A 12,071-nucleotide genomic window follows, 5' to 3' on the forward strand; every position below is an offset into this window, starting at 1 on the left:
CTCCACCCCTCCCGGAAACGGCCAGTCGTGTTGCGCGAACGGCAAACAAGAGGGTGCGAACGAGGCGGCACCTGTCGCGTCGGACCGAGCGGCGACGGGACGACTGCGGTCCGCCAGGGGCCGGGGCCCGCGTGACACACGCGGCCGGCTCCTGGCGGACCCGTTCACCCGGTGACTACAGCGCCGGGTAGGCGTTCTTCATGAGCTCCTGGAACTGTGCCGAGAACCAGTGGCCCGACAGCGGGGCGTTCGGCAGCGCGCCGGACATGTTGTTGTTGTTCCGCGGGTTGCCGGTGTACGTCGGGTCGCACATCCGGTCGAAGCCCTTGCCCTCGTCGTTGTCGATGGCGGTGCTGGAACCGTCCGACTCCCCCGGGGGCTTCATCCACACGTAGGCGTCGATCCCGGCCGCCGGTGCCGCCTGCGGCCGTTCACCGAGGCCCGCACCCGCCTGGTTGCACCAGTTGCCGAGGTGGATGCGCCGGTCGTAGCGGCCGCCGTTGACGTAGGTGTCGACGTTGGTCAGGGCGCCGGGTCCGGTGGGCCGTGCCGTGCCGCCCCAGCCGTTGCGGGAGGTGTCGATCAGCATGCCGAGCTTGGAGTCGAAGCCGATCGAGACCAGCTGGTTGCGCATGGCCTGGGCGTACGACAGCTCGTCCACGTAGCGGTTCCAGTCGATCCACTTCGAGGTGCGGACCGAGGCGCCGTTGACGGTGTCGTTGACCGTGAAGTGGTCCTCCTTCAGGGCGCTGTAGTTGGCGGTGTTGACGATGAAGCCGTGCACGTCGGCGACCGTGGCGCCCTCGGCGGTGGCGGCCTGCTTGAAGAGGTCGGCGGAGGGACCGAAGTTGTCGTCCCAGCCGAGCCAGCCGTGGTGTCCGGCGTCCACGTAGTTGTAGACGTTGGGCACGTCACCGAGCTTGTTCAGCGCGTAGCCGACGCCCTTGATGTAGTTGCCGTTCGCCTTCATGGTGTCGCAGTTGGGGGTGGCGGTGGCCCGCGGCGTGACGTTCGTGACCAGGTTGGGCAGCGAGTCGATCTCGACGGTGGTGACGATCCGCAGTCCCGCGTACTTGCTGTCCTTGAGGATCGCCGCGATCGGGTCGATGTACTGCGTCCTGTACTTGTCGATCTCCGTCGGGCCGAGTTCGCCGTTGGAGGCGAGGGCGGCGCAGTCCCGGCCGGGCAGGTTGTAGATGACCAGCTGGACGACCAGCTCGCCGGAGCCCTTCTGCTTCAGTGCCTCGTCGAGGTGGTCCCGCAGCCCCATGCCGCCGCCGGCCCCCTCGATGGCGGCGATCCGGTCGAGCCAGACGCCGGTCGGCTGGTTGGCGATGCGGCTGCCCCCGGGCTCGGCGGCGGCCTTCGCCGCCCACTCCGGGTTCACGTACACCTTGGCACCGGCGTACGGGTTGTCGGCGCGTCCGGACGGCTCGGGATCGGGGTCCGGATCCGTGCCGCCCCCGCCGTCCACGTTGCAGGTGACGCCGTCGAGGGTGAACGTGGCGGGCAGCGCGTTGCTGCCGCTGTACGAGGCGTTGAAGCCGAAGCTGACCGAACCGCCGTTGGCCAGCGTGCCGTTGTAGCTCTCGTTGGCGGCGGTGACGGCCGTGCCGCTCTGGCTGAGCTTCGCGTTCCAGCCCGAGGTGACCTTCTGGTTGCCGGCGTACGACCACTTCACCGCCCAGGACGACTTGGCGGCGCTGTGGTTGGTCACCGTCACGGCGGCGGTGAAGCCGGAGTCCCACTGGTTCTGCACCTTGTAGTCGACGGTGCAGGGGACGGCGGCGGGGCCGATGTCGCCGGGGACGGCCGCGAGGGCGGTGCCCGAACCGCCGGCGACCAGGGCGAGTGCCGCCAGGAGGGCTGTTCTTGTACGGCTCATGTGCGGGTTCCTATCCGTTGAGGGAGCGCAGGTGGTCGCGCAGCCCGGTGCCGTAGGACGTGGGTGTCCCGTCGTAGTCGGAGATGAGGGAGGGGCCGGAGGAGCAGTCCCAGGTGTTCCAGGTCCAGCCCAGGTAGGAGAGGTTCCGAGCGTCGAACCAGGCCATGACACGGTCGACGAAGGAGTGGGCGCAGGTGTTCTCGCCGATCTCGCCCGCCACGAGCGGGACCCGCTCGGCGACGGGGGCGAGTGTGGAGTTCCAGCAGCTCTCGGTGGCGCAGGAGTTGAAGTTGTAGACGTGCCAGGCCGCGGCGAGATTGCCCGCCGGGTCGCTGGGCCGGTACGTCAGCCACTGGCTCAGGTCGTTCGAGTACGCGAGCCCGCCCGCCAGGATCAGGTTCCTGGCGCCGGTGCCGCGGACGGCGTCGACCAGGTCCTGCATGCCGGCGACCTCGTAGCCGATGCCGGGGCAGGTCCCGCCGTCCCGCCAGCAGGTCCACGCCTGGGCGGCGGTGGACGTCGCGCGGTCCGGGTAGGGCTCGTTGAACAGGTCGAACGCCGCCGCCGGGTCGTCCTTGAACGCGCTCGCGACGGACGCCCAGAAAGCGGGTCCGTACCGGGCGTCCGGCATCGGTTTCTGGCAGCTGGCGTGCACGTCCGAGCAGCCCGCCGAGTTGCCGGTGTACTGCCCGTACGTCCAGTGCAGTTCGAGCACCGGTGTCATGCCGTGCGCCTCGATCCTGGACACGAGGTCCCGGACCGCGGCGACGTAGTCACCTCCTCCGTAGCGGGGGTCGATGTTCGAAAGTCCCAGCCAGCACTCCTCGTTGAGGGGAATGCGGACCGTGTTCGCCTTCCAGTCGGCGATCGCCTTCACCGACGCGTCGTCGACCGGGCCGTCGAAGATGCCACGGCCCTGCACGCACATGAACTCGCCGCCGGAGCGGTTGACGCCGAGCAGCCTGCGGGTGCGGCCGTCGGTGTCGACGAGCTTGTCGCCGTCGACGTGCAGCGCGGGCGGCGCGCCGGAGGGCGGCGGCTGCGTGGGCGACGGAGTCGGTGACGGCTCCGCGTCCGTGTTGCACAGCGTGCCGTTGAGCCGGAACGCGGTCGGTGTCGGGGCGCCTCCCGTGGAGGAGGCGATGAAGCCGGCGCCGACCTCGGCGCCCGTGGCCAGCGAGCCGTTCCAGCTCTCGTTGGCCGCGGTGACGGTCGAGCCGGTCTGGGACCACTTGGCGTTCCAGCCCTGGCTGACCTTCCGACCGTCGGGGAGTTCGAAGGTGAGGCTCCAACCGCTCACCGCTGCGCTGTTGTTGGTGATGCGCACGGCACCCTGGAAGCCGGTGTCCCACTGGCTGGTGACGGAGTACTCCACCGTGCACGCGGGTGCGGCTCCTGAAGCCGTGACGACCGGCGCGATCGCGGTCCCGGCAAGGGCGACCGCGATGCCGGCCACTGAGAGTGCCAAACGCGGGGGGTGTCGCATGAGCGACTCCTTGCAGTTCGGGCGCGTCGTGTTCGACGCGTCGACTGATGGAACCGCTCCCACTGGTGCCGAAGAAGGTAGCGGCAAGTCACGGCGAAGAACAGAGGGGTCGCACTGTCGATCAATCGAATCATTTCGACTCTTCAAGCACCTTGACCCCCCACACCCCCCTCCCCATCATGGGAGCGCTCCCACTGGTTCAAGGCTTGTTGCTCCTCCCCCACTTCTCCGAGCCGCAAGGAGGAACCAGCACATGCACTCCAGACCCGCACGCCGCACCGCGCGGCGGATGTGGACCGCCGTCGCGGCGGCCCTGGCACTGCCGCTCACGATGCTCGGCACCGGCACGACCACCGCACAGGCGGCGGCGGTTCAGTGCAGCGTCGACTACAAGACCAACGACTGGGGCTCCGGCTTCACGGCGGATCTGACGATCACCAACCGCGGCTCCGACGCCATCAGCGGCTGGACCCTGACGTACGCCTACACCGGAAACCAGTCCCTCACCAACGGCTGGAACGGCACCTGGTCGCAGTCCGGCAAGACGGTCACCGCGAAGAACGCCTCCTGGAACGGGACGATCGCCGCCGGGGCCGCCGTCACCACCGGCGCGCAGTTCACGTACAGCGGCACCAACACCGCGCCCGCCTCCTTCGCCGTGAACGGCACGACCTGCGCCGGCGCGCACCGGCCGCCGGTCACCGTGCTGACGTCCCCCACCGCGGGCGCCGTCTACACACAGGGCGACCCGGTCCCGCTGGCCGCCACCGCCGCGGCGGCGGACAACGCCACCGTCAGCAGGGTCGAGTTCTACGACGACACGACCCTGCTGGGCACGGACACCAGCTCCCCGTACACGCTCTCCACCAGCTCGCTGACGGCCGGCAGCCACTCCCTGGTCGCGAAGGCGTACGACAGTCTCGGCGCCTCGGCGGACTCCACGCCGGTCGGCATCACCGTGGCCTCCGGGCCCGCCGTCGTCGCCTCGCCGGCCCAACTCGGTGTCCAGCAGGGCAAGTCCGGGACGTTCGACGTGAAGCTGTCGACGCAGCCGAATGCGAACGTCACGGTCTCCGTGGCCCGTACCGACGGGAACACGGGTCTGTCCGTGACGGGCGGCTCCTCGCTCACCTTCACGCCGTCCAACTGGAACACGGCGCAGAAGGTGACCGTCACCGCCGACTCCTCGGGCACCGGTTCGGCGACCTTCACGGCGTCCGCGACCGGCCACACCAAGGCGACGGTCACCGTGACACAGCTGGCCGCGGCCAAGGAGTACGACGCCCGGTTCCTCGAGCTGTACGGCAAGATCACCGATCCGGCGAACGGCTACTTCTCCCCCGAGGGCATCCCCTACCACTCGGTCGAGACGCTGATCGTCGAGGCTCCGGACCACGGGCACGAGACGACGTCGGAGGCGTACAGCTACCTGATCTGGCTGCAGGCCATGTACGGCAAGGTCACGGGCGACTGGTCCAAGTTCAACGCCGCGTGGACGATCATGGAGAAGTACATGATCCCCACGCACGCCGACCAGCCGACGAACTCCTTCTACAACGCGTCCAAGCCGGCGACGTACGCCCCCGAGCACGACACTCCGAACGAGTACCCGGCCAAGCTCGACAGCGGAGTCCCGGTCGGTTCGGACCCGATCGCCGGCGAGCTGAAGAGCGCGTACGGCACGGACGACATCTACGGCATGCACTGGCTCCAGGACGTCGACAACGTCTACGGCTACGGCAACGAACCCGGCAAGTGCGAGGCGGGCCCCACGGCCACCGGACCCTCGTACATCAACACCTTCCAGCGCGGACCGCAGGAGTCCGTCTTCGAGACGATCCCGCAGCCGACCTGCGACGCGTTCAAGTACGGCGGCCCCAACGGCTATCTGGACCTGTTCACCGGGGACGCCTCCTACGCCAAGCAGTGGAAGTTCACCAACGCACCCGACGCCGACGCACGCGCCGTGCAGGCGGCCTACTGGGCCGACGTCTGGGCCAAGGAGCAGGGCAAGAGCGGCGAGGTGTCGGCGACCGTCGGCAAGGCCGCCAAGATGGGCGACTACCTGCGCTACTCCATGTACGACAAGTACTTCAAGAAGATCGGCAACTGCGTGGGGCCGTCGGCGTGCCCGGCCGGCACCGGCAAGGACGCCTCGCACTACCTGATGTCCTGGTACTACGCCTGGGGCGGCGCCACCGACACCTCGGCGGGCTGGGCCTGGCGCATCGGTTCCAGCCACACCCACGGCGGCTACCAGAACCCCCTGGCCGCCTACGCCCTCAGCTCGAACGCCGACCTGAAGCCCAAGTCGGCGACCGGGCAGGCGGACTGGGCCAAGTCGCTCGACCGGCAGCTGGAGTTCTACCGCTGGCTGCAGTCGGACGAGGGCGCCATCGCGGGCGGCGCGACCAACAGCTGGGGCGGCCGGTACGCCACCCCGCCGACCGGGACGCCCACCTTCTACGGCATGTACTACGACGAGAAGCCCGTGTACCACGACCCGCCGTCCAACCAGTGGTTCGGCTTCCAGGCGTGGTCCATGGAACGCGTCGCCGAGTACTACCAGCAGACGGGTGACGCGGACGCCAAGGCCGTGCTCGACAAGTGGGTCGACTGGGCCCTGTCCGAGACGACCGTCAACCCGGACGGCACCTTCCAGGTCCCGTCCACGCTGAAGTGGTCCGGCAAGCCCGACACCTGGAGCGCGTCCAGCCCGGGCGCCAACAGCGGGCTGCACGTCACCGTCGCCGACTACACGAACGACGTCGGAGTGGCGGCCGCCTACGCCAAGACCCTGACGTACTACGCCGACCGGTCCGGTGACACCGAGGCGAAGACGACGGCGAAGGCCCTGCTCGACGGCATGTGGGAGCACGACCAGGACGCCCTCGGTGTGGCCGTCCCGGAGACCCGCGCCGACTACAACCGCTTCGACGACGGCGTGTACGTCCCGAGCGGCTGGACCGGCAAGATGCCGAACGGCGACACGGTCAACTCCTCGTCGACCTTCGCCTCGATCAGGTCGTTCTACAAGAACGACCCGGCCTGGTCGAAGATCGAGAGCTATCTCGCGGGCGGCGCCGCCCCCGTCTTCACGTACCACCGGTTCTGGGCCCAGGCGGACATCGCACTCGCCATGGGCTCGTACGCGGAGCTCCTCGAATAGCCCCGCTCGCTCCGCGTACCGAGGTCCCGCCGCCCGTCCCACGGCCGGCGGGGCCAGGGCCGGGCGGGTCCCTCGCCGCACCGAGGGACCGCCCGGCCTTCGCGTCTTTCCACGTCCCTCGTCCCCCGGGGAGGACCTCACCGTGCGAAGAACCCGCATCCTCACGGCCGTACTGGCCCTGGCCGCCGGTCTGCCGGCCGGCAGTCCGCCGGCCATGGCGGCCGAGGCCCCGGCGCGGACGGCCGCCGCCGACACCTACACCTGGAAGAACGCCCGCGTCGACGGCGGCGGCTTCGTCCCCGGCATCGTCTTCAACCGCTCCGAGAAGAACCTCGCCTACGCCCGCACCGACATCGGCGGCGCCTACCGGTGGGTGCAGTCGTCGAAGACCTGGACACCACTGCTCGACTCGGTCGGCTGGGACGACTGGGGGCACACCGGAGTCGTCAGCCTCGCCTCCGACCCCGTCGACCCGGACCGGGTGTACGCGGCGGTCGGCACGTACACCAACGGCTGGGACCCGGGGAACGGCGCCGTCCTGCGCTCCGCCGACCGCGGGGCGAGCTGGCGGAAGGCGGACCTCCCCTTCAAGCTCGGCGGCAACATGCCCGGCCGCGGGATGGGCGAGCGCCTCGCCGTGGACCCCAACCGCAACAGCGTGCTGTACCTGGGGGCGCCCAGCGGCAAGGGCCTGTGGCGGTCGACGGACTCGGGGGTGAGCTGGTCCCAGGTCGCGGACTTCCCGAACGCCGGCACCTACGTCCAGGACCCGGCCGACACGAGCGGCTACGCCAGCGACAACCAGGGCATCGTGTGGGTCACCTTCGACGAGTCCACGGGGTCGGCCGGGCACACCACGCAGTCCGTGTACGTCGGGGTCGCCGACAAGGACAACGCGGTGTACCGCTCGACGGACGGCGGCGCCACCTGGTCGCGCCTGCCGGGGCAGCCCACCGGGTACCTCGCCCACAAGGGCGTCCTCGACGCCGGGAACGGCTACCTCTACCTCGCCTACAGCGACACGGGCGGCCCGTACGACGGCGGCAAGGGGCGGCTGTGGCGGTACGCCACCGGGACGGGGACGTGGACGGACATCAGTCCGGTGGCGGAGGCCGACACGTACTACGGCTTCAGCGGGCTGACCGTCGACCGGCAGCACCCCGGCACGGTGATGGCCACGGCGTACAGCTCCTGGTGGCCGGACACGCAGATCTTCCGCTCCACGGACCGCGGCGGCACCTGGACGAAGGCCTGGGAATACACCGCCTACCCGGAGCGCTCGAACCGCTACACGATGGACGTCTCGTCCGCGCCCTGGCTCTCCTGGGGCGCCAGTCCCGCCCCGCCCGAACAGGCCCCGAAACTCGGCTGGATGACCGAGTCGCTGGAGATCGACCCCTTCGACTCCGACCGGATGATGTACGGCACCGGTGCCACGGTCTACGGCACCGAGGACCTGACCGACTGGGACCACGGGGAGAAGTTCACGATCACTCCGATGGTCCGGGGACTGGAGGAGACCGCGGTCAACGACCTCGCCGCTCCCCCGTCCGGCGAGGCCCGGCTGTTCAGCGCGCTCGGCGACATCGGGGGCTTCCGGCACACGGACCTCGGCAAGGTGCCGCCGATGATGTACACCTCGCCGAACTTCACGACGACCACGAGCCTGGACTACGCGGAGACCGACCCGGGGACGGTGGTGCGCGTCGGTGACCTGGACTCCGGACCGCACGTGGCGTTCTCCACGGACAACGGCGCCCACTGGTCCGCGGGCACGGACCCTTCGGGGGTGAGCGGCGGCGGGACGGTCGCGGCGGCCGCCGACGGCAGCCGCTTCGTGTGGAGCCCGCAGGGCACCGGGGTGCGGTACACGACCGGGTTCGGCACCTCCTGGTCCGCGTCGAGCGGCATCCCGGCGGGCGCGGTCGTCGAGTCGGACCGGGTGGACCCGAAGACGTTCTACGGCTTCAAGTCGGGCCGTTTCTACGTGAGTTCGGACGGCGGCGCCACGTTCACCGCCTCGTCCGCGACCGGTCTGCCCGCCGGTGACAGCGTGCGCTTCAAGGCGCTCCCCGGCACGAAGGGGGACATCTGGCTGGCGGGCGGCGCGAGTGACGGCCCGTACGGCCTGTGGCACTCGACCGACGGCGGCGGCACGTTCACCAGGCTGGCCGGGGTGGATGAGGCCGACGCGATCGGCTTCGGGAAGGCGGCGCCGGACGCCTCGTACCAGACGCTGTACACGAGCGCGAAGATCGGCGGCGTGCGCGGTGTCTTCCGCTCCACGGACAAGGGCGCGAGCTGGACCCGCGTCAACGACGACGCCCACCAGTGGGGCTGGACCGGAGCCGCCATCACCGGCGACCCGCGGGTGTACGGGCGGGTGTACGTGTCGACGAACGGGCGGGGGATCGTCTACGGGGACGTCGCCGGTACGGGGGACGGTGGCGGCCCCGGTCCGGAACCGGCGGCCGACTGCACGGTGACGTATCGCGTCACCAACCAGTGGGCGGGCGGTTTCCAGGCCGACGTGACGCTCGCCAACACGGGTACCACCGCCTGGAACGGCTGGTCGCTCGGCTGGACCTTCCCGGACGGCCAGCGGATCACCCAGATGTGGAACGCCGACCCGGCCCGGTCCGGCCCGGCGGTCACGGCGAGGAACCTCCCCTGGAACGCCCGCGTGGCCCCGGGCGCCGCGGTGAGCCTCGGCTTCACGGGGACCTGGTCCACCACGAACACGAAACCGACGTCGTTCCGGGTGGGAGAGGGGGTGTGCGGGGTGGGCTGATCCGGGGGGACCACCACCCCGTGGGCGGGCTCCAGGTGGGCGTGACGCTCACGGAGGGCCGGATCGGACCCATTCCCAAAGCCTTCCGGCACGTAGTCACAGGGCTACTCGGGAGCCTCGCCCGTGACGGGCGGGGCTCTTGCCACACCTGGTTTGTGGCCCTCCTCACAGACCCGTCGGTAGACCTTGCTGCCCGCCGGACCGCTGGTCAGGCTGCCGCCAACCCGGTGCGAGACTCTGGAGGTCGCGGTGGTGTGTCCGAAGTGCCAGTCGCCGAACGTGCGGCGGCTGCGCGGGTATTGGGAGGATCTTCCGGCGGAGTCGCCGAACCGGCGGCGGTACGCGCCTCCGGACGCGCCGAAAGGGCAGCCCATGGTGGCCCTCGTCGCGGTCGTCGTGGGGATCGCGCTGGCGGTGTCGGGCGACGTTCTGCCCGGGCTGGTCGTCGCGGCGGCGGGCCTGTTGTGGGGTGCGGCGATGCGGCGGCGGTCGACGCGCTACCAGGGGTCGCTGACCACGTACGACGCTTCCCGCATCTGCCTCGCCGAGTACTACGTGTTCGCGTGACCGGCCGCACGACGCCCCCGCGGCCTCTCCGGCACCGACGGTACGGGGACCACCGGCGCCGGAGGGGCAACTGGGCCAGTGTGCAGGCTATTTGATGGTGCCGGTCCAGTTCGGCTCGTCGCCGAAGGCGTCGTCGCTCTTCATCCACGCGTCGTCCATGCGGGCCACCTCGACGACGACTTCCTTGCCGTCGGCCTTGGGCAGCGAGTACTCGCCGGTGTAGGTGCCGGAGCGACTCGGGGCGAGGCGGCCGGCCATCTGCTTGGACCCCTTCTCGACGTAGATGAACTTGGTCTCCCCGCCGGTGGTGGCACCTTGGGGGTTGAAGCCCCACGAGTCGAGGTCGACGGGCTTGCTCGTGCCGTTCTCGACGGTCCACGTGACGCGGAACGCGGTCTCGTCGGCGTCCGGCCGGTCATCGAATTCGCCGAAAGCGGTGACCTTGGCGATGCGGTCGACGGTGACCTTGACCCCGTCGGTGTAGCGGAACGTGTCGCCGACGGCGAGTTCGGTGTCGGGCTTGTCGTCTTCGGTCGGCTCGTCCGCCGCATCCTTCTCGTCGTCGGTCTTCGTGCCTCCACCACTGCTGTCGGCCTTCGTCTGGCTGCCGGCACGTTCGGCTGTGCCCTGGTCACTGTCGCCGCAAGCGGAGACGAGCGGGAGGAGCATCGCAGCCAGGACGACTGCGGCTCGGAATCGGATGTGCACATTCCCCCCTGAGAAGTTGAACGACGAATGGAGGACTCGTGAAGACCGGACATGGTTGTGCTGAAAGCGCCAGGTGTTTCGGGAACTGCGGTCGACCACGACGCGAGGGTGTGGACGCTGACCAGGCCGCGGGGCGAGCCTCTCCACCTGGCGGGCGGTCAGCGGCGGCGCGGTGAGGGTGGTGAGTCCGGCGGCGCCGAGCGCGCCGCAGACGGCTGCGGTCAACGCGGGTGCGGGAGACCGCGCGTCTGTGCGTGCAGTGCGGTTGCGGGTGCCTCACGTTGGTTCCTCCAGAGGGGAACAGAGGGGTTCTGTTCCCCTCAGTCGCCCCCGGCGAGAGCGGAGTTGCCGTACCGGGCGGCCAGTACGCGGACGGTGTGCGCGATACGGTCACGCAGCTCCGCCGGCTCCAGCACCTCGATGTCCGTGCCGAGGCCTAGGAACTCGTCGTGGGCCCGCTCGACGGACTCGACGGGGACGACAGCGCGCACCCAACCGCCCTGCTCAGGGCGGCCGTTGACCTCGACCGCGCGGGCCGCCGGGCCGGACAGCCGGGCTGCGGCGCCCGGTGCCAGCCGGACCACCGCCTCTCCCTGGCGCAGCCTTTGGTGGAAGTCCCGCTGGTACGCCGTCCAGTAGGCCGCCAGGTCGAAGTCCTCGGGACGGGTGAACTCCTCCTCCGACGAGGTCAGTTCGAGGATCTGGTCGACGCGGAACGTCCGCGGTCCGGGTCCGGCGACCACGTACCAGCGGCCGGCCTTCAGGACCAGGCCGTACGGTTCCAGGCGCCGCTCCACGTCGGTGGGCGCGCGCCAGCGCCGGTAGCGGACGTGCAGGACCCGGCTGTTCCACACCGCGTCGGCGACGGCCGGCAGGTAAGGGGTCGCGTCGCCGTCGGCGTACCAGCCGGGCGCGTCCAGGTGGAAGCGGCCCCCGACCCGGTCGGCGTGCTCGCGCAGCTCCGGCGGCAGAGCGGCCCGCACCTTCAGCTGGGCGGCGGCCAGGACCGAGCCGAGGCCCAGTTCGGCGGCGGGGCCCGGAACGCCCGCCAGGAAGAGGGCCTCGGCCTCGTCGGCGTTGAGGCCCGTGAGGCGGGTGCGGTAGCCGTCGAGGACCCGGTAGCCGCCCGCGTGACCCGCGTCCCCGTAGAGCGGGACACCGGCGGCGTGCAGCGCCTCCACGTCCCGGTAGACGGTGCGCACCGAGACCTCCAGCCGCTCGGCGAGTTCGGCCGCAGTCATCCGCCCCCGGGTCTGGAGCAGGAGCAGGATCGACACGAGGCGCGCTGACTTCACCCGTGAAGAATCCCAGATCCGTACGGGCTCCACTGACAGGAGGTGTCAGGGAAGGCGTCCTAGCTTCGCCCCATGACATCCAGCGACAGCCCGACCGCCCCCGCCGTGCCCGTTCCCGCGCACACGCCCGCCCCGACGGCCACCGCGAATTTCTCCGAGAAACTGCTGAC

Annotated in this window: 7 protein-coding genes; 3 read left to right on the forward strand and 4 right to left on the reverse strand. The window is 70.4% G+C overall.

The window, feature by feature from the left end; genetic code table 11:
* Positions 1 to 175 precede the first annotated feature (175 nt).
* Both ACFYQQ_RS02025 and ACFYQQ_RS02030 read right to left on the reverse strand, forming a co-directional pair.
* Entirely contained in the window at positions 176 to 1,885 is a 1,710-nt protein-coding gene (locus ACFYQQ_RS02025; protein ID WP_355787896.1) for a glycoside hydrolase family 6 protein, read from the reverse strand.
* 10 nt (positions 1,886 to 1,895) lie between these two features.
* Complete coding sequence (locus ACFYQQ_RS02030) at positions 1,896 to 3,371, reverse strand: cellulose binding domain-containing protein (protein WP_355787894.1); 1,476 nt, start codon at positions 3,369 to 3,371, stop codon at positions 1,896 to 1,898.
* Positions 3,372 to 3,624: 253 nt separating this feature from the next.
* Here ACFYQQ_RS02030 and ACFYQQ_RS02035 point away from each other — a divergent pair, with 253 nt between their 5' ends.
* The 3 genes from ACFYQQ_RS02035 (at position 3,625) to ACFYQQ_RS02045 (ending at position 9,898) form a co-directional block, all read left to right on the forward strand.
* A complete protein-coding gene (locus tag ACFYQQ_RS02035; RefSeq protein WP_388902937.1) occupies positions 3,625 to 6,540 on the forward strand; it encodes a glycoside hydrolase family 48 protein in 2,916 nt (971 codons plus the stop codon).
* 142 nt (positions 6,541 to 6,682) lie between these two features.
* A complete protein-coding gene (locus tag ACFYQQ_RS02040) occupies positions 6,683 to 9,331 on the forward strand; it encodes a cellulose binding domain-containing protein (RefSeq protein WP_356174992.1) in 2,649 nt (882 codons plus the stop codon).
* Between the two features lie 372 nt (positions 9,332 to 9,703).
* Positions 9,704 to 9,898 carry a hypothetical protein gene (locus ACFYQQ_RS02045; protein WP_355780777.1) on the forward strand — a complete coding sequence of 65 codons (195 nt, stop codon included), beginning with the start codon at positions 9,704 to 9,706 and terminating at the stop codon, positions 9,896 to 9,898.
* A gap of 87 nt (positions 9,899 to 9,985) precedes the next feature.
* Here the strand turns inward: ACFYQQ_RS02045 and ACFYQQ_RS02050 are convergent, their stop codons facing one another.
* Positions 9,986 to 10,606, reverse strand: a complete 621-nt coding sequence (locus ACFYQQ_RS02050; protein ID WP_356174986.1) for a hypothetical protein — start codon at positions 10,604 to 10,606, stop codon at positions 9,986 to 9,988.
* 320 nt (positions 10,607 to 10,926) lie between these two features.
* Positions 10,927 to 11,901, reverse strand: a complete 975-nt coding sequence (locus tag ACFYQQ_RS02055) for a YafY family protein (protein ID WP_356174983.1) — start codon at positions 11,899 to 11,901, stop codon at positions 10,927 to 10,929.
* Between the last annotated feature and the right edge of the window lie 170 nt (positions 11,902 to 12,071).

Origin of the sequence: Streptomyces sp. NPDC005496 (genome assembly GCF_042872045.1) — a bacterium.
GTDB lineage: Bacteria > Actinomycetota > Actinomycetes > Streptomycetales > Streptomycetaceae > Streptomyces.

Coding starts and splice junctions, on each gene's coding strand:
- ACFYQQ_RS02025 (WP_355787896.1), bottom strand. CDS start 1,885: ATGAGCCGTACAAGAACAGCCCTCCTGGCGGCACTCGCCCTGGTCGCC.
- ACFYQQ_RS02030 (WP_355787894.1), bottom strand. CDS start 3,371: ATGCGACACCCCCCGCGTTTGGCACTCTCAGTGGCCGGCATCGCGGTC.
- ACFYQQ_RS02035 (WP_388902937.1), top strand. CDS start 3,625: ATGCACTCCAGACCCGCACGCCGCACCGCGCGGCGGATGTGGACCGCC.
- ACFYQQ_RS02045 (WP_355780777.1), top strand. CDS start 9,704: ATGGTGGCCCTCGTCGCGGTCGTCGTGGGGATCGCGCTGGCGGTGTCG.